Annotated in this window: 14 protein-coding genes; 12 read left to right on the forward strand and 2 right to left on the reverse strand. The window is 62.4% G+C overall.

The window, feature by feature from the left end; genetic code table 11:
- Positions 1-24: 24 nt before the first annotated feature.
- Positions 25-828, reverse strand: a complete 804-nt coding sequence (gene suhB / locus Q9R34_RS15340) for an inositol-1-monophosphatase (RefSeq protein WP_434125603.1) — start codon at positions 826-828, stop codon at positions 25-27.
- A 122-nt stretch (positions 829-950) separates the two neighbouring features.
- Between suhB and trmJ the strand changes: the two genes are divergently transcribed.
- The 5 genes from trmJ (at position 951) to sseB (ending at position 5,805) form a co-directional block, all read left to right on the forward strand.
- A complete protein-coding gene (trmJ, locus tag Q9R34_RS15345; RefSeq protein ID WP_434125605.1) occupies positions 951-1,688 on the forward strand; it encodes a tRNA (cytosine(32)/uridine(32)-2'-O)-methyltransferase TrmJ in 738 nt (245 codons plus the stop codon).
- A 108-nt stretch (positions 1,689-1,796) separates the two neighbouring features.
- Complete coding sequence (gene iscR, locus Q9R34_RS15350) at positions 1,797-2,294, forward strand: Fe-S cluster assembly transcriptional regulator IscR (RefSeq protein WP_033791843.1); 498 nt, start codon at positions 1,797-1,799, stop codon at positions 2,292-2,294.
- A gap of 88 nt (positions 2,295-2,382) precedes the next feature.
- Positions 2,383-3,549, forward strand: coding sequence for an IscS subfamily cysteine desulfurase (locus Q9R34_RS15355; protein ID WP_485894791.1), 1,167 nt, complete (start codon positions 2,383-2,385; stop codon positions 3,547-3,549).
- 156 nt (positions 3,550-3,705) lie between these two features.
- The gene (pepB, locus tag Q9R34_RS15360; protein WP_485894793.1) at positions 3,706-4,992 is read left to right on the forward strand and encodes an aminopeptidase PepB; all 1,287 of its coding nucleotides are present in this window, start codon (positions 3,706-3,708) and stop codon (positions 4,990-4,992) included.
- 48 nt (positions 4,993-5,040) lie between these two features.
- Positions 5,041-5,805, forward strand: a complete 765-nt coding sequence (sseB, locus tag Q9R34_RS15365; RefSeq protein ID WP_485894795.1) for an enhanced serine sensitivity protein SseB — start codon at positions 5,041-5,043, stop codon at positions 5,803-5,805.
- A gap of 28 nt (positions 5,806-5,833) precedes the next feature.
- Here the strand turns inward: sseB and sseA are convergent, their stop codons facing one another.
- Positions 5,834-6,673, reverse strand: a complete 840-nt coding sequence (gene sseA / locus Q9R34_RS15370) for a 3-mercaptopyruvate sulfurtransferase (RefSeq protein WP_485894797.1) — start codon at positions 6,671-6,673, stop codon at positions 5,834-5,836.
- Between the two features lie 141 nt (positions 6,674-6,814).
- Between sseA and Q9R34_RS15375 the strand changes: the two genes are divergently transcribed.
- From Q9R34_RS15375 to ispG, 7 genes are all read left to right on the forward strand, one after another.
- Positions 6,815-11,701, forward strand: coding sequence for an alpha-2-macroglobulin family protein (locus Q9R34_RS15375; protein WP_485894799.1), 4,887 nt, complete (start codon positions 6,815-6,817; stop codon positions 11,699-11,701).
- A gap of 3 nt (positions 11,702-11,704) precedes the next feature.
- Positions 11,705-14,029 (forward strand): peptidoglycan glycosyltransferase PbpC, encoded by a 2,325-nt coding sequence (gene pbpC / locus Q9R34_RS15380; RefSeq protein WP_485894801.1) that lies wholly within the window; start codon positions 11,705-11,707, stop codon positions 14,027-14,029.
- Between the two features lie 170 nt (positions 14,030-14,199).
- Positions 14,200-14,631, forward strand: coding sequence for a nucleoside-diphosphate kinase (gene ndk / locus Q9R34_RS15385; RefSeq protein WP_003848684.1), 432 nt, complete (start codon positions 14,200-14,202; stop codon positions 14,629-14,631).
- A gap of 186 nt (positions 14,632-14,817) precedes the next feature.
- Positions 14,818-15,987 carry a dual-specificity RNA methyltransferase RlmN gene (rlmN, locus tag Q9R34_RS15390; RefSeq protein ID WP_485894806.1) on the forward strand — a complete coding sequence of 390 codons (1,170 nt, stop codon included), beginning with the start codon at positions 14,818-14,820 and terminating at the stop codon, positions 15,985-15,987.
- Positions 15,988-16,069: 82 nt separating this feature from the next.
- On the forward strand, positions 16,070-16,801 hold the full coding sequence (pilW, locus tag Q9R34_RS15395; protein WP_485894808.1) for a type IV pilus biogenesis/stability protein PilW: 732 nt from the start codon (positions 16,070-16,072) through the stop codon (positions 16,799-16,801).
- On the forward strand, positions 16,791-17,792 hold the full coding sequence (rodZ, locus tag Q9R34_RS15400; protein WP_485894810.1) for a cytoskeleton protein RodZ: 1,002 nt from the start codon (positions 16,791-16,793) through the stop codon (positions 17,790-17,792). The genes pilW and rodZ overlap by 11 nt, the downstream gene beginning before the upstream one ends.
- Before the next feature lie 37 nt (positions 17,793-17,829).
- Positions 17,830-18,951, forward strand: a complete 1,122-nt coding sequence (gene ispG, locus Q9R34_RS15405) for a flavodoxin-dependent (E)-4-hydroxy-3-methylbut-2-enyl-diphosphate synthase (RefSeq protein ID WP_434125617.1) — start codon at positions 17,830-17,832, stop codon at positions 18,949-18,951.
- Position 18,952 lies beyond the last annotated feature (1 nt).

Below are 18,952 nucleotides of genomic sequence, written 5' to 3' on the forward strand. Positions count from 1 at the left end.
GGCTTAGAGCCGCCTTTTTTCATCTTAGCGCTTCAGCGCTTCGCTCAGTTCGTCACGCATGCTGGAGAGCAGCGCTTTCACTACGCGCGGGTTGCCCGCCACGATGTTGCCCGAGTGCATATAACCGTGACCGCCGGTAAAATCCGTCACCAGACCGCCCGCTTCGCGCACCAGCAGTTCGCCGGCAGCAAAATCCCACGGCTTCAGGCCGATTTCAAAATAGCCATCAACGCGGCCAGCAGCCACGTAGGCCAGGTCCAGCGCAGCGGAGCCGGTGCGGCGGAAGTCGGCGCACTGGGTAAACAGCTTCGTGACCACATTCATAAAGGCCGGTGCGTGCTGCTTGGTTTTGAACGGGAAGCCAGTGGCGAGAATTGTACCATCAAGGTCGCGCGCGGTGCTGCCGCGCAGACGGTAACCGTTAAGCTGCGCACCCTGACCACGGACGGCGGTGAAGAGCTCGTTGCGCATTGGATCGTAAACCACCGCTACTTCGGTACGGCCTTTAATGCGTACGGCGATTGAAACAGAGAAGTGCGGCAGGCGTTTGATAAAATTGGTGGTGCCATCCAGCGGATCGATAACCCATTGAATGTCCTGATCGTCGCCCGCCAGTTCGCCACTCTCTTCAGTAATGATGGAGTGTTGCGGGTAGGATTTGCGAATCACTTCGATAATCAGTCGTTCTGCATCACGGTCAACATTGGTAACAAAGTCGTTGCTGCCTTTCTGGCTCGCTTCGACCGCGTCCGGGGTTTCATAATTCTTGGCAATCAGGTTGCCGGCCTTGCGCGCAGCGCGCACGGCGATGTTGAGCATCGGATGCATCGGTATCTCTCACTGGATGTTAAAGAACGAGGAAAAACGGCGCGGAGTATAGCAGCGCATTCTTTAAATGTCTCGACTTATGTTAGCATGCTGCCCATCATTTCCTCACTGACGCCAACCTAATGCTGCAAAACATCCGAATCGTACTGGTAGAAACCTCCCACACCGGCAATATGGGCTCCGTGGCCCGCGCGATGAAAACCATGGGCTTAAGCAATCTCTATCTGGTTAATCCGCTGGTGAAGCCTGACTCGCAGGCGATCTCGCTGGCGGCGGGCGCCAGCGACGTCATCGGCGACGCGCAGATCGTCGACACGCTCGACGAGGCCATCGCCGGCTGTAGCCTGGTGGTCGGCACCAGCGCCCGCTCGCGCTCATTGCCCTGGCCGATGCTCGACGCGCGCGAATGCGGCGTAAAAAGCGTGGAAGAGGGGCAGCAGGCGCCGGTGGCGCTGGTCTTTGGGCGCGAACGCGTCGGACTGACCAACGAAGAGCTGCAGAAATGCCACTACCATGTCGCCATTCAGGCAAACCCGGAATACAGCTCGCTCAACCTGGCGATGGCGGTGCAGATCATCGCCTACGAGGTGCGTATGGCGTGGCTGGCGGCGCAGGAAAATGCGCAGCCCGCGCCGGTCTACGCTGAATCGCCTTACCCGCTGGTGGACGATCTGGAGCGCTTCTATCAGCATATGGAGCAGATGATGCTGACCAGCGGCTTTATCCGCGAAGGTAACCCGGGACAGGTCATGAGCAAGCTGCGCCGCCTCTACACGCGCGCCCGTCCAGAGCGCGACGAGCTGAATATTTTGCGCGGTATGCTGGCCTCGTTTGAGAAGCGCAAAGGCGAAAAAGAGTAGTTGAGTAAATTACTCGGTTAAATAGTTGACCAAAATACTCGGGAATGTCAGACTTCGGCTATCTTCTGCTAATCCTCCGATAACCGGACGCTATTGAGGTCGTACGCTATGAGACTGACATCCAAAGGACGTTATGCCGTTACCGCGATGCTGGACGTTGCCCTGCATTCTCATCAGGGGCCGGTTCCGCTGGCTGATATTTCCGAGCGTCAGGGCATTTCGCTCTCCTATCTGGAGCAGTTATTCTCGCGTCTGCGCAAACATGGTCTGGTCGCCAGCGTACGCGGACCGGGCGGCGGTTATCTGCTGGGCAAAGCCTCCAGCGCGATTGCGGTAGGGGAAGTCATTACCGCCGTGGATGAGTCTGTCGATGCAACCAAGTGCCAGGGCAAAGAGGGCTGCCAGGGCGGCGAACGCTGCCTGACCCATGTGCTGTGGCGTGACCTTAGCGTGCGCATCAGCGATTTCCTGAACAACATCACGCTGGCCGAGCTGGTGAACAATCAGGAGATCCTCGACGTGGCGGACCGTCAGAATTCCCAGGACAATCGTCGTTTCCAGAACAACCGCGTTCAGGAAATCAACGTCAATCTGCGCGCCTCCTGATCCCTTTCTGTGCGGCCCTTACTGCTAACGCGGTGAGGGCCGAATCTGCTATAAAGACGTATGATTTTTGATACGGAGCTTTAGCGCAATGAAATTACCGATTTACCTGGATTACGCCGCGACCACGCCGGCCGATCCGCGTGTGGCCAGCAAAATGATGCAGTTCCTGACGCTGGACGGCACCTTCGGTAATCCGGCTTCGCGCTCGCACCGTTTCGGCTGGCAGGCGGAAGAGGCGGTCGACGTGGCGCGTAATCAGGTGGCGGAGCTGGTCAACGCCGATCCGCGTGAAATCATCTTCACCTCCGGCGCGACCGAATCGGACAACCTCGCCCTGAAAGGCGCCGCGCATGCCCAGCGCGCGCGCGGTCAACACATCATCACCAGCCAGACCGAACACAAAGCGGTGCTCGACAGCTGCAAACAGCTGGAGAGCGAAGGCTTTACGGTGACTTATCTGACGCCGCCCGCCAACGGCATTATTACGCCGGACGCCGTGCGTGCCGCGCTGCGCGACGACACCGTGCTGGTGTCGCTGATGCATGTGAATAATGAAATCGGCGTGATTCAGGATATCGCCGCCATCGGCGAGCTGTGCCGCGCGCGCGACATTCTTTTCCATGTCGACGCTACCCAGAGCGTCGGCAAACTGCCGATTGACCTGAGCGAGCTCAAGGTCGATCTGATGTCGTTCTCCGCCCATAAACTCTACGGCCCGAAAGGGATCGGCGCGCTTTACGTGCGACGCAAACCTAAAGTCACTATCGACGCGCAGATGCACGGCGGCGGGCATGAGCGCGGCATGCGTTCCGGTACGCTGCCGGTGCACCAAATCGTCGGTATGGGCGAAGCTTTTCAGCTCGCGCGCGAGGCGCGGGAAAGTGAGATGGCGCGCCTGGCGGCGCTGCGCGCGCGACTGTGGCAGGGGCTCAGTGCGCTGGACGGCGTGCAGCTTAACGGCGATCTGGCGCAGAGCGCGCCCACTATTCTCAATATCAGCTTTGCTGGCGTCGACGGCGAATCGCTGATTATGGCGCTGAAAGACCTGGCGCTCTCGTCGGGTTCTGCCTGCACCTCCGCCAGCATGGAACCCTCCTACGTGCTGCGCGCCATCGGCCTTGATGAGGCGCTGGCGCACAGTTCGCTGCGCTTTTCGCTCGGCCGCTTTACCACCGAAGAAGAGATCGACTACGCCATTGCGCTGGTGCAAAAGGTGGTCTCTCGCCTGCGCGCGCCGGTGTCCGCCTCACGTTAACGGCTGCGCCCTGTTTCCGGGGAAATCCGGAAACGGCGCGCCTCCAGCTGGATCCGCTGGCGTCACCCGGCAATATCTGTTATCAGGTCTGACGTTTAACGGCTAAAGCCTGCGCTTCTGGCTGGATGATACTTATAACGCATATGGAGTTTCGCGATGACAAAACAACCGATGAACATTACGCTGAGCCACCAGCCCGCTGATGCGCGCTGGGGCGAAAAAGCGATTCTGACCAGCAACGACGGCGGCATGACCATTCACCTGCATGGCGCAGATCCGCTCAATACCATCCAGCGCGCGGCGCGCAAGATCGACGGCCAGGGCGTTCGCCACGTCGCGCTGAGCGGTAAAGGCTGGGATCTGGAGCCGTGCTGGGCGTTCTGGCAGGGCTATCGCAGCCCGAAAGGGGAGCGCAACGTCGTCTGGCCGACGCTTAACGAACAGGAGCAGGCGGAGTTCTCCCGCCGTCTGCGCATCATCGACTGGGTGCGCGACACCATTAACCTGCCGGCCGAAGATCTTGGCCCGGAGGATTTGGCGCACAGCGCTATCGATCTTATTCGCGAAGTCGGCGGCGAGGCGGTCAGCTATCGCGTTACGCGCGGCGACGATCTGCGCGAGCAGGGCTATCTCGGCCTGCATACCGTCGGACGCGGCTCCAGCCGTCCGCCGGTGCTGCTGGCGCTGGACTACAACCCGACCGGCGACGACAGCGCGCCGGTCTACGCCTGCCTGGTCGGCAAAGGCATTACCTTTGACACCGGTGGCTACAGCCTGAAGCAGAGCGCCTTTATGGACTCGATGAAGTCCGATATGGGCGGCGCGGCGACCCTGACCGGCGCGCTGGCGCTGGCGATCTCTCGCGGCCTGAAGCAGCGCGTCAAGCTGTTCCTCTGCTGCGCCGACAATATGGTGAGCGGCAATGCGTTCCGCCTCGGCGACATCATCCGCTACCGCAACGGCAAATCGGTCGAAGTGATGAACACCGATGCGGAAGGGCGCCTGGTGCTGGCCGATGGTCTGATCGATGCCAGCGAACAGCAGCCGACGCTGCTGATTGACGCCGCGACGCTGACCGGCGCGGCGAAAACCGCGCTGGGCAACGACTATCACGCGCTCTTCACCTTCGACGACGTGCTGGCGCAGTCGCTGATGGGCAGCGCTACCAGCGAGAACGAGCCGTTCTGGCGTCTGCCGCTGGCGGAGTTCCACCGTAACCACCTGCCGTCAAATTTTGCCGACCTCAATAATATCGCCAGCGCGGCGCATTCAGCGGGCGCAAGCAGCGCGGCGGCGTTTCTGTCGCACTTCGTCACCCGCTATCAGGAAGGGTGGCTGCACATCGACTGCTCAGCGACCTACCGCAAAGGCGCGGTGGATCAGTGGTCGGCAGGGGCAACCGGCATTGGCGTGCGTACCCTGGCGAATCTGCTGCTCAAGTAAAGGATCCGGCGACGGCACTGACCGTCGCCTTTGTAAGAAAGGCAAAACATGAACCGTCTTGAAGAGGTGCTGAAGCTGGCGGCAACCGAGCCGGCGCACCGTCCGGAGTTTTTTCAGCTGCTGCTGGCCGCCGACGTCTGGGTACCAGGCGAAAGCACCGAGGCGCAGTTCGCGGGTAATACGCCGGTCGATCTGCAACACTGGGAAAAAGAGGATGGCCGCAGCGTCATTCCATTTTTTACCTCGCAGGAGGCAATGAGCGAAGCGATCGCGGGCGAACAGGCTTATCTGCGCCTGCCGGTACGCACGCTGTTTGAGATGACGCGCGGCGAAACGCTATTTCTCAATCCCAAACTGCCCACCGGCAAAGAGTTTTCTCCGGCGGAGATTGCGCATCTGCTGGGCGAAGAGGGCGACGCGCTAAGCCAGCAAACCGTGCTGGAAGGCGGCCACGCGCTGCTGCTGTCGGAGGTGGCGACGCCGCCCGCGCAGATGATCGACTCGCTGACGCAGCTGTTCAGCAAATATAAACAGGTGCGCCGCGCCTTTATCGCCAGCATTCGCGAAAGCGCGGACCAGCAGCCGAATCTGCTGATCGGCATTGAGGCGGAAAGCGATATTGAGGCGATTATTCAGGCGGCGGGCAGCGTTGCGACCGATACGCTGCCGGACGATGCGCCGATCGATATCTGCGAAGTCGTGGCGGATGAGAAGGGCATCAGCCACTTTTTCACTGCCCACATTACGCCTTTTTATGAGCGTCGCTGGGGCAGTTTTCTGCGCGACTTCAAAGGCAGCCCGCGCATTATCTAATCGGGAGCGGCGCAACGCCGCACCCTGATCATTTCTCGATCGGCAGGTCGTCCCGGCTGCCCCATTCCCCCCAGGAGCCGTCATAGAGGGTGACGTCGCGCGCGCCCAGCACGGTCAGCGCCAGGATCACTACCACGGCGGTCACGCCTGAACCGCAGCTCGCCACCACCGGCTCATCCAGCTTCACGCCCGCTCGGGCAAAAACCGCGCGCAGCTCCGCTTCCGGCTTCAGGGCACCATTCGCCACCAGATCGTTCCAGGGGACGTTCAGGCTGCGGGGAATATGGCCGCGATGCAGGCCCGGGCGCGGCTCATCGACTTCGGCGTTGAAGCGGTTTGCCGCGCGCGCGTCGACGATCTGCGCGCCGCCCTCATGACTGATCAGCAGCACATCGGTCAGGCGCCGGACCTGCGCCTCATCGAATGTTGCCTCAAACTCGCCTTCAGGCAGCGCCACCTGGCCGGTCGCCAGCGGCAGACCCGCCGCTTTCCAGCCCTGCAGGCCGCCCGCCAGGATCGATATCTGCGCAACGCCGAACGCGCGCAGCATCCACCAGGCGCGCGGCGCAGAGAAGAGGTTGCCCTCGTCGTAAACCACCAGATGTTTGTCGCTGTGGATGCCCAGCTCACGCATCGCCACGGCGAAACGTTCGGCGCGCGGCATCATATGGGGATAGGGGCTGGTATGGTCGGAAAGCGCTTCAATATCGAAGAAAGGCGCGCCCGGCAGGTGGCCCGCCAGATACTCCGCCGTGATATTGCGCACGGCCTCCTGGCCCGGCGGCAGCATGCGGGCGTCCAGCACCTGCACGTTCTCGTCGGCGTAGTGTTCATTTAACCAGTCAGCGGAGACAAATATGGCTGTCATTGCAACCTCGTCTTATCGTCGGGAAAAGTCCAGTGTCGGGGAATGTGAAGGCTATCTCAAGGGCGGCATTGCTAAAATCGCGGGTTTGCGGTGAAATTGCGCGGCGAAATTACCCCATCTGGAACGGGCGAGGGATTTACCATGGAAAGCGTTATCAAACGTCTGCTCGCTGGCGTCGCGCTGGGCGCGGCGCTGCTGAGCAGCGGCACCTTTATGCTGGCTGCCGCGGAGCCTGCCGCGACGCAGCCGACGGCGAAAGCCCTCTCGGTTATCGACTTCTCTGAGCTTCAGCTGGACGGCGCGGCCGCGCTGGTGCTCACCTTCAATACGCCGCTCGACGACAAACAGGATTTTGCCAGACGCGTCACGCTTATCGACGACAAAAGCGGCAAGGTTGACGGCGGCTGGGAGCTGGCGCAGAACGGCAAGTCGCTGCGCTTTCGCCATCCGGAACCCTCGCGCAAGCTGACGGTCAGCGTAGAGGCCGGACTGCGCGCCGCCAACGGCGCCACCTTAGCCACGCCCTTTAGCCAGTCACTGACCACGCGCGATATTCAGCCGATGGTCGGTTTTGCCAGCCGCGGTTCGCTGCTGCCGCTGCGTCTGACCCAGGGTCTGCCAGTGCTGGCACTCAACGTTGCGCGCGTCGACGTCGATTTCTTCCGCGTGAAAGCCGCCTCCATAAATGATTTCCTCGCCCAGTGGAACTACGGCAACAATCTCTCTTACTGGTCGTCGCGCGAACTGCTTAACCACGCCGACCTGGTCTACACCGGGCGCTTCGACCTGAACCCGGCGCACAATACGCGAGAGAAACTGCAGCTGCCGCTGAATGATGTGGCGCCGCTGAAACAGCCGGGCGTCTATCTGGCGGTGATGAAACAGGCGGGCTCCTACAATTACACGCTGCCCGCCACGCTATTTACCCTGAGCGATATCGGGCTGTCGCTGCATCGTTTCCCTGACGAAATGGCGCTCTTTACCCAAAGTCTGGCGAGCGGCGCGCCGCTGGCTGGCGTCAGCGTGCAGCTGCTGGATGAAAAGGGAAAACAGCTCGCCAGCGGAGTCAGCGACAGCAGCGGCTATCTGCGTCTGCCGGCGCAGGCGAAAGGCAAGGTGTTAATCGCCACGCAAAAAGAGGAAACGTCGCTTATCGATCTCAATCTGCCCGCGCTGGATCTGGCGGAGTTTCCCGTCGGCGGTCCTCAGGGCTACGACAAGCAGCTGTTTGTTTTCGGCCCGCGCGATCTCTATCGCCCCGGCGAAACGGTTATCGTCAACGCGCTGCTGCGTGATGCCGACGGCAAGCCGCTGCCCGCGCAGCCGCTGAAGGCGGAAGTGGTGCAGCCCAGCGGCGAAGTGGCGCAAACCTTTCTCTGGCAGCCGGAGAGCGGCTTCTATCAGCAGCGCTTTGCGCTGCCTTCCTCCGCGATGACCGGCGACTGGACGCTGCGCCTGAACAGCGGCGACAGCCAGCCGCGCAGCTGGACCTTTCACGTCGAAGATTTCCTGCCGGAGCGCATGGCGCTGACGTTGCAAAACAGCGACAGCCCGCTGTCGCCTGACGATGACGTTGTGTTCAATATCGAGGGCCGCTACCTCTACGGCGCGCCCGCGGCGGGCAACGAACTGCAGGCGCAGCTGATGCTGCGGCCAGCGCGCGAAGCGGTCGCCGCGCTGCCGGGCTATCAGTTCGGTGACGTAATGGAGCAGGAGAGCAAACGCAACCTGGACGATATCGACGACACGCTGGACGAAGAGGGCAAGCTGCAGCTGACGGTAGAGAGCGAATGGGCACAGATCCACTCGCCGCTTAACCTTATCCTGCAGGCGAGCCTGCTGGAGACGGGCGGGCGGCCGGTCACGCGGCGCGTCATGCAGGCGATCTGGCCTGCGCCCGCGCTGCCCGGCATTCGACCGCTGTTCAACAGCGAATCGGTCTATGACGACCGCTACGATCGTTACACCCAGCAGCCGACGGTGCCGGAGAACAGCATCGCCGACTTCGATATCGTCTATGCCAACAGCAAAGGCGAGAAGCTGGCGGCAAAAGATCTGGAGGTGCGCCTGATCCACGAGCGGCGCGACTACTACTGGAGCTTCTCCGACAGCGAAGGCTGGCAGATGCGCCACGACGAGAAGGATTTGCAGGAGGACGCGCAGCGTATTTCGCTGGCCGCTGGCAGCAGCCGAAAGGTGAGTTTCCCGGTCGAGTGGGGCGCCTATCGGCTTGAAGTGCAGGCTGGCGAGAAGATTATCTCCAGCGTGCAGTTCCGCGCGGGCTACTGGTGGGAGGACAACACCAACGGCACCGGCGCGCTGCGGCCCGACCAGGTGAAGCTCAAACTGGATAAAACCGCGCTGCGGCCCGGCGAGACCGCCCATGTGCAGGTAGAGTCGCCCGCGGCGGGCAAAGGCTATCTGATGGTGGAGTCGAGCAGCGGCACCCTGTGGCGGCAGCCGATCGATGTGCCGGCGGGCGGCGTGACGATCGATGTGCCGCTTGACGCCAGCTGGAAGCGCCATGACCTCTACCTCAGCGCCATCGTGGTGCGCGACGGCGATAAGGCCAGCGGCGCCACGCCGAAGCGCGCCGTTGGCCTGCTGCCGCTGCCGATGGCGACTGACGCACGTCGCCTCGAGCTGACGCTGGACGCGCCGCTGAAGATTCGTCCTGAGCAGACGCTGAAGGTTAAGGTCAAAGCCAGCCGGGTCGGCGGTGAACTGCCGCAGACTGTCCAGGTGCTGCTGTCGGCGGTGGACAGCGGCGTACTGGCTATCAACGACCACAAAACGCCCGATCCCTGGGAAGGCTTCTTTGGCCGCAAGCGCTACAACGCCGATCAGTATGACGTTTACGGCCAGCTAATCGAAGGCGGTGGACGGCTGGCGACGCTGCGTTTCGGCGGCGACGGCGATGATGAAGCGTCGTCGCGCGGCGGCAAAAAGCCGCTCACCGAGGTCAATATCGTGGCGCAACAGCTTCAGCCGGTCACGCTGGATAAAAACGGCGAGGGCACGCTGGCGCTGCCGATCCCGCAGTTCAACGGCGAGCTGCGTCTGATGGCGCAGGCGTGGAGCGACGACAGCTTCGGTGCGGCGGATCGAAAAGTGGTGGTGGCCGCTCCGCTGATCAGCGAGCTGGCGACCCCGCGCTTTATGGCGAGCGGCGACCGGGCGATGCTGGCGCTCGATCTGACTAACCTCACGGAGCAGCCTCAGGCGCTGAAGGTCGATCTGCAGACCCAGGGCCGGATCGCGCTGAGCGGCGCCGCCTCGCAACAGGTTCAGCTGGCGAAAGGGGCGCGCACCACGCTGCATATCCCGGTGAAGGCGCAGGGCGGTTTCGGCGAGGGGGCCGTGCAGGTGCGGGTCTCCGGCCTGACCGTCGCGGGTGAAGCGCTGGCCGACAGTCAGCGCAGCTGGAAAATCGGCGTGCGTCCGGCTTATCCGGCGCAAACGCTGAGCTTCGACGGCGTGATGCAGGCGGGGCAGAGCTGGCAGATTCAGGCCGCCGCCCTGAGCGCGCTGCAGCCTGAAACGCTAAGCGGACAGCTCTCGCTCAGCAATCAGCCGCCGCTCAATATCGGCCGCTATATCAGCGCGCTTTACGCCTATCCGTACGGCTGCCTCGAGCAGACCGCCAGCGGCATCTGGCCGTCGATTTTCACCAGCCAGGCGCAGCTTACCGCGATGGGCATCAAAACCAGCAGCGATGAGGCGCGGCGTGCCGCCGTCGATACGGGCATCGCACGGCTGGCGGGCATGCAGCGCGGCAACGGCAGCTTTGGCCTCTGGAGCAAAGAGAGCGAAGAGGAGTTCTGGCTGACCGCCTATGTTACCGACTTCCTGCTGCGCGCCAGTGAGGCGGGCTACAGCGTGCCGACGGAGACCATCGCGCGCGCCGACGAGCGGCTGCTGCGCTATCTGCAGGACCCGGCGCAGATTGAAACCCGCTGGAGCAGCAACGAGGAGGCGATGCGCTTTAGCGTGCAGGCCTATGCGGGCATGGTGCTGGCGCGTCAGCAGCAGGCGCCGCTCGGCGCGCTGCGCGCGCTCTATGAAAAGCGCGACAAGGCCAAATCGGGGCTGGCGCTGGTGCAGCTCGGCGTGGCGCTGAAGCTGATGGGCGATCCGCAGCGCGCGCAGCTGGCGCTGGCGCAGGGCGTCGGCCTGACGCGCCAGGCAGACGGCTGGCTGGGCGATTACGGCAGTGCGCTGCGCGATCGCGCGCTGACGGTGGCGCTGCTGGCGGAAAACCAGCTGCTGCCGGAGATGCAGTCGGCGCTGCTGTCGGAACTGGCGAAAGCGGCGTACGGTCAGACCTGGTTCTCTACCCAGGAGAATAACGCTCTGTTCCTGGCGGCGCGTACGCTGCAGCAGCATAAAGGCGAAGCCTGGCAGGCAACGCTGGCGGGTGACGCCCAGCCGCTGGCGGGCAGCGGCCCGCTGACGCAGGGCATAAATGAAAGCCGGCTGCAGCATGGCGTCACGCTGACCAACAGCGGACAGGTGCCGATCTACGGCGCGCTCAGCGTGACGGGCTATCCGCTTGCCGCGCCGAAGCCGATGCGCTACGTACTCAACGTGACGCGCGAATACTTCACGCTCGATGGCAAACCGGCGGATCTGAATAACCTCAGCAGCGGCCAGCTGCTGGTGGTGCGGCTCAAGGTCTCCTCCAGCAAACGCGTCAGCGACGCGCTGGTGGTGGATCTGCTGCCGGCCGGTCTGGAGCTGGAAAACCAGAACCTGAGCGACAGCAGCGCCAGCCTCGGCGACGGCGCGGATGCGCTGAAGGAGAGCATGATGGATATGCAGCAGGCGGATATCCGCCATATCGAGTTCCGCGACGATCGCTTTGTCGCGGCGCTGGCGCTGAGCGGCTACAAAACCGAGACGCTGCTCTATCTGGCGCGCGCGGTGACGCCAGGCAGCTATCACCTGCCGCCGCCGCAGGTCGAGTCGATGTACGTGCCGGAGTGGCGCGCCGTGGGCGCGACGCCGGAGAAAATCAGTGTGCGCTAAAGCATGAAGCGGCAAGGCGGACAAAAGCGGTGGCTCTGGCCGCCGCTTGCTTTTTTCGCGCTGGCGCTGGCGCTTTTCGGCCTCGACCGGCTGTTTCCGCTGCCGTTGCGCGAGGTGCAGCCGGCGCGCGTGGTGGTGGCGGAAGAGGGCACGCCGCTCTGGCGCTTCGCTGATAAGCAGGGCGTCTGGCGCTATCCGGTCACGATAGAGGAGGTCGCGCCCGCCTACCTTGAGGCGCTGCTCAACTATGAAGATCGCTGGTTCTGGCGCCATCCCGGCATCAACCCGATCGCCATCCTGCGCGCGGCCGGGCAGAATCTGCGCGCTGGCGCCATCGTTTCCGGCGGCAGCACCCTGACCATGCAGGTGGCGCGCCTGATCGATCCGCAGCCGCGCACCTTTTCCGGCAAGGTGGTGCAGGCGTGGCGGGCGTTGCAGCTGGAGTGGCACCTGTCGAAGCGCGAGATTCTGACGCTCTATCTCAATCGCGCCCCGTTTGGCGGCACGGTAGAGGGCGTAGGCGCGGCAAGCTGGATCTGGCTCGGCAAACCGCCCTCGCAGCTGACGAAAGGCGAGGCCGCGCTACTGGCGGTGCTGCCGCAGGCGCCTGGCCGCCTGCGGCCGGATCGCTGGCCGCGGCGCGCCGAGGCGGCGCGCAATAAAGTGCTGCGGCGGCTGGCAGAACAGCGCGTCTGGCCGCAGCAGGAGGTCGACGAGATCCTGCAGGAGCCGGTCTGGCTGCCGCCGCGTCAGATGCCGCAGACCGCGCCGCTGCTGGCGCGCCGTCTGCTGTCGCTCTCGGCCGACGTTAAAATTGTGTCGACGCTGGATCCCTCGCTGCAGCGCGAGCTGGAAAACCTCGCCGCCGCCCTTAAGCCGCAGCTGCCCCCGCGCACCTCGCTGGCGATCCTGGTGGCGGATCACACCGATATGAAAGTACGTGGCTACGTCGGCTCGGTGGATTTTCGCGACGACAGGCGCTTCGGTCATGTGGATATGGTCGCCAGCGTGCGATCGCCCGGCTCGGTGCTGAAACCCTTTATCTACGGCATGGCGCTGGACGACGGCCTGATCCATGGCGAGTCGCTGCTGCAGGACGTGCCGCGCCGCTTTGGCGACTACCGGCCCGGCAATTTTGACAGCGGCTTTCACGGGCCGGTCAGCGCCAGCGACGCGCTGAAGCGCTCGCTCAATCTGCCGGCCGTCCAGCTGCTGGACGCCCTCGGCCCAAAAAGCGTGACGGCGCGGCTGCGCAACGTGGGCCTGAATTTGCACTTTCCGGCCGGCGCGGAGCCTAACCTGTCGCTGGCGTTAGGCGGAACCGGCGCGCGGCTGGATGAGCTGGTAGCGGCCTACAGCGCCTTCGCGCGACAGGGCAACGCCGCGCAGCTGCGCTACCTTGCGGATCAGCCGCTGCGGCAGCGTCGCCTGCTGTCGCCGGGCGCGGCCTGGATCGTGCGGCGCATGCTGGCGGGCGACGCGCAGCCTGTCGCCAGCGGCGCGACGAGCGACATCGTGCCGCTGGCGTGGAAAACCGGCACCAGCTATGGCTACCGCGACGCCTGGAGCATCGGCGTCACGCCGCGCTATCTCATCGGCGTCTGGGTCGGCAGACCGGACGCCACGCCGGTCGCGGGGCAGGTCGGCTTCGCCTCGGCGGTGCCGGTGATGCATCAGGTGGCGAACCTGCTGGCGGGCCATATGCCGATCGGCGGCACGCCGCGCGATCCGCGTCCCCCCTCGGTCAGCGCGCAGAGCATCTGCTGGCCCGGCGGCCAGCCGCTGCCTGCGGGAGATGAGAACTGTCGCCAGCGCCGACAGAGCTGGGTGCTGAATCAGACCCTGCCGCCGACGCTGCTGGCGCCGGGACAGGAAGGCGTGAACGGCCTGCGGCTGCGCTACTGGCAAAACGCGCAGGGAAGGCGGGTGGCGGCGGATTGTCCCGGCGCCCAGAGCCGCGAACGGCTGCTGTGGCCGCTGCCGCTGGAGCACTGGCTGCCCAGCAGCGAGCAGCGCGCGCAGCGTTTGCCGCCGGTTGATGACGCCTGTCCGCCGCTGCGCCAGGGCAATGCGGCGCCGATGGTGATAACCGGCGTCATCAACGGTCAGCATCTGCAGCCGCTGCCCGGCAAGGCCGTGCTGATGGTGCCGGTGGCGGTGCAGGGCGGACAGGGCGAGCGTCGCTGGTGGTTTTTAAACGGCGAGCCGGTAGAGCAGGGCGAGGAGAAGAGCCGCGTACAGCTGGCGTTGCGCGATGCCGGCCCCTGCCAGCTGGTGGTCATGGATGAGGCGGGAGATCTGGCCGCTGTCTCTTTTATCCGCGACTGAAAGCGGCGCAATGCACATTATTTGCCTGCCTGCATCGACAAATATCAATAATTTTCAATAAATCATACGATAGCTAATAGGCAACGCCCGTTGATCTCCCTATAATCGGCGCGTTTTCTTACCGGGAGCGGGTTCCCGGTTTCTTCAGGATGCTAAAGACAGAGGTCAACATGGCAATCGAACGTACCTTCTCCATCATTAAACCAAACGCCGTTGCTAAAAACGTGATTGGCGCCATCTATAACCGTTTTGAGAGTGCTGGCTTCAAAATCGTTGGCGCTAAAATGCTGCAGCTGAGCAAAGAGCAGGCGGAAGGTTTCTACGCTGAGCACCAGGGCAAGCCGTTCTTCGACGGTCTGGTCGAGTTCATGACTTCTGGTCCGGTTGTGGTATCTGTGCTGGAAGGCGAAAACGCCGTTCAGCGTCACCGCGATCTGATGGGCGCGACCAACCCGGCGAACGCGCTGGCTGGCACGCTGCGCGCTGACTACGCCGACAGCTTCACCGAAAACGCCACCCACGGTTCTGACTCCGCTGAGTCTGCCGCGCGTGAAATCGCCTATTTCTTCGGCGAAAACGAGATCTGCCCGCGCACGCGTTAATCGCGTCGAGGCCAGGCAGCGCGCGCGCTTTACAAATTTCTCGCTAACGCGTCGCCCTCTACCCTGGCATCACACCGCAGATGTTGTACAATATCGCGCCCTTGTTGAGCTTGTCTCAGCAAGGGCGTCTTTTTTTTCTATCCTTAACCAGAGCCATAACGTGTAATAACGAGGCCAGAGAACATTATGTCCGAACTGATTGTGACGCCGTCGTCCGCTTTCCCCGTTGCTGTTGCCCCCAAAAGCGAAAAAATTAACCTGCTCGATCTCAACCGCCAGCAGATGCGCGAGCTCTTTCTCTCGATGGGCGAAAAGCCGTTTCGCGCCGATCAGGTGATGAAGTGGATGTATCACTACTGCTGCGACGATTTCGAGCAGATGACCGACATCAACAAGGTGCTGCGCGGCAAACTGAGCCAGATCGCGGAAATCCGCGCGCCGGAAGTGGCGGAAGAGATGCGCTCCAGCGACGGCACCATCAAATGGGCGATACGCGTCGGCGATCAGCTGGTGGAAACCGTCTATATTCCGGAAGACGATCGCGCCACGCTCTGCGTCTCTTCGCAGGTGGGCTGCGCGCTGGAGTGCAAGTTCTGCTCAACGGCGCAGCAGGGCTTTAACCGCAACCTGCGCGTCTCCGAGATTATCGGCCAGGTATGGCGCGCGGCGAAAATTATCGGCGCCGCCAAAGTCACCGGCCAGCGTCCTATCACCAACGTGGTGATGATGGGCATGGGCGAGCCGCTGCTTAACCTCAACAACGTGGTGCCAGCGATGGAGATTATGCTGGACGACTTCGGTTTCGGCCTGTCGAAGCGTCGCGTTACCCTGTCAACCTCAGGCGTAGTGCCAGCCCTGGATAAGCTTGGCGATATGATCGACGTGGCGCTGGCGATTTCGCTGCATGCGCCGAACGACAGGCTGCGTGACGATATCGTGCCGATTAACAAAAAGTACAATATTGAGATGTTCCTCGGTGCGGTGAAGCGCTATCTGGCGAAGTCGAACGCCAATCAGGGACGGGTTACCATCGAATATGTGATGCTGGACCACGTGAACGACAGCACTGACGATGCGCACGAGCTGGCGGCGCTGTTGAAAGATACGCCGAGCAAGATCAACCTGATTCCCTGGAACCCCTTCCCGGGCGCGCCCTATGGCCGTAGCTCCAACAGCCGCGTTGACCGTTTTGCCAAAGTATTGATGGAATATGGCTTTACCACTATCGTGCGTAAAACGCGCGGAGACGATATCGATGCAGCCTGCGGTCAGCTGGCGGGCGACGTGATCGACCGCACCAAGCGTACCCTGCGTAAAAAAATGGCGGGCGAAGCCATATCTGTGAAGGCGCTCTGAAACCGGGGACAGATCGGTTTGACCGGGTCGCAACGCGTGGCAGGCTGCTGCCACGCAATCTCTCTGCGACCAGGAGAACGAAATGGGTAAAGGATTACCGGCCAGCCTGCTGGCCCTGATTGTTGTAACCGGGTGTGTCAGCCAGCCGCCGCATTCCGGCGCGGCCGAAACGCGTCTGGCGCTGGGAATGCACTATCTGGCGGCGGAGGATTATGCCAGCGCGCGCCGCAATTTCCAGCGAGCGCAGGCCGCCGCGCCCCGCGACTATCGAATGGCCCTGGCGCTGGCGCGCCTGGCGGAGAAACAGGGCCGTCGCGATGAGGCGGCGCGCAGCTACCAGCAGGCGCAGCGGCTGGCACCGGCAAATGGCTTTGTTGCTAACAATTACGGTGCGTTTCTCTGCGCTTTAGGGCAGTATGACGAAGCGCATCAACAGTTTAAGCAGGCGATGAGCGCATCGGAAAATGAAGCGCGCATCGATGCGTGGGAACTGTCGGGGTATTGCTATCTTCAGGCAGACGAGACGCTGGCCGCGCGAGCGGCGCTGAGTCAGGCGCTGAAGGCGGATCGCGCGAAAGGCGACGCTCTGCTGGACGAGGCGGAAAAACAACGGCTCCTCTCCCCGGCGCGTGCTCTACTGTTAATAGAGCTTTATCAGCAATATCTGCCTGCTACGGCGCGCAGCTTAGAGTTACAGATACGTTTCGCCGCGCAACAGGGAAACGCTGCTGACGTTACACGTTATGGCGACCGGTTGGCGCGAAGTTTTCCACAATCGATACAGTACCAGCGTTATTTAGCTAATGAATACTGAAGCCACTCAAGACAACTCTGCAGTACATTCCACAGGCGAACGCCTGCGTCTGGCCCGTGAGAAAATGGGGCTGACTCAGCAAAACGTGGCTGAACGCCTGTGCCTGAAACTTACGACCGTACGCGATATCGAAGAGGACAAAGCGCCTGCCGATCTGGCGTCGACCTTTTTGCGTGGATACATTCGCTCCTATGCGCGTCTGGTGCACATTCCTGAAGAGGAACTGCTGCCGATGATGGCGAAGCAGACGCCGGTGCGTGCGGCCAAAATCGAACCGATGCAGCACTTCTCGCTGGGCAAACGCCGCAAGAAGCGCGACGGCTGGCTGAGGATCTTCACCTGGCTGGTGCTCTTCGTGGTGGTGGGCCTGACCGGCGCCTGGTGGTGGCAAAACCATAAGGCGTCGCAGGAGGATTTGGTTTCTATGGCCGATCAAAACGGCAGCAGCAGCGACGCGAGCCAGTCTATTCCGCTCGACGGCGGCGCCAGCGACGAGACGGCGGCACCTGCTGCGCCAGACGAAACTAATAGCGCGGACGCCAGCGCGGCAGCCCCTGCCGCCAGCCAGCCGTCCAGCACCGCGCCCGCGCAGAGCGCCGCGAACAGCGCGGCGCCGGCCGCCACTGCGGCGAACAGCGCCGTGGTATCGCCGAGCCAGGCGCCGGTCGATAACGCGGCCAGCCCGTCGGCCACTGCCGGTCAGCTGCCGACCAGCGCCGCCGCCGTGGGTGAAGCGGCTGCCGATCCTAATACCGTGGTCATGAATTTCAACGCCGACTGCTGGCTGGAAGTGAGCGACGCCACCGGTAAAAAACTCTTCAGCGGAATGCAACGCAGCGGTGGTAAACTCAGCCTTTCCGGCACTGCGCCCTATCGCCTGAAAATCGGCGCACCGAGAGCGGTGCAGGTGCAATATCAGAACCAGCCGGTTGATTTAAGTCGTTTTATCCGTAATAACCAGGTTGCTCGCCTGACGTTGGGTGCGCAATAACGCTGCATCGCGCCCGGGGCAATTGTGGAGAAAGAATATGCATAACGAAGCACCCATTATCCGTCGTAAATCGACCCGGATTTATGTCGGCAAGGTGCCTGTCGGCGACGGCGCGCCTATCGCCGTCCAGTCGATGACCAATACCCGCACAACCGACGTAGAGGCGACGGTCAATCAGATCAAAGCGCTTGAGCGCGTCGGCGTCGATATCGTCCGCGTCTCCGTGCCGACCATGGATGCCGCCGAAGCCTTTAAGCTCATCAAGCAGCGCGTTAACGTGCCGCTGGTAGCCGATATCCATTTTGACTACCGCATCGCGCTGAAAGTCGCCGAATATGGCGTCGACTGTCTGCGTATCAACCCAGGCAACATCGGCAATAATGAGCGTATCCGCCAGGTGGTGGACTGCGCGCGCGACCACAATATTCCGATCCGTATCGGCGTGAATGCTGGCTCGCTGGAAAAAGATCTGCAGGAGAAGTACGGTGAGCCGACGCCGCAGGCGCTGCTGGAGTCGGCGATGCGCCACGTCGATCATCTCGATCGTCTTAACTTCGATCAGTTCAAAGTGAGCGTCAAAGCGTCAGACGTCTTCCTGGCCGTCGAATCTTATCGCCTGCTGGCGAAGCAGATCGACCAGCCGCTGCACCTCGGCATTACCGAAGCGGGCGGCGCGCGCGCCGGCGCGGTGAAATCGGCGATCGGCCTGGGGCTGCTGCTCTCAGAAGGGATCGGCGATACGCTGCGTATTTCGCTGGCGGCCGATCCGATCGAAGAGGTGAAGGTCGGCTTCGACATTCTGAAGTCGCTGCGCATTCGCGCGCGCGGCATCAACTTTATCGCCTGCCCGACCTGTTCGCGTCAGGAGTTCGACGTTATCGGCACGGTTAACGCGCTTGAACAGCGGCTGGAAGATATCATTACGCCGATGGACGTCTCGATTATCGGCTGCGTGGTGAACGGTCCTGGCGAAGCAACGGTATCGACGCTGGGCGTCACCGGCGGCAACAAGAAAAGCGGCTTCTATGAAGATGGCGTACGCCAGCGCGATCGTCTCGACAACGACGATATGATCGACCAGCTGGAAGCGCGCATCCGCGCCAAAGCGACCATGCTGGACGAAAATCGTCGCATCAACGTTCAGCAGCTGGAAAACTAAG

This window comes from Enterobacter sp. BRE11, from assembly GCF_031844285.1.
Taxonomy (GTDB): domain Bacteria; phylum Pseudomonadota; class Gammaproteobacteria; order Enterobacterales; family Enterobacteriaceae; genus Pantoea.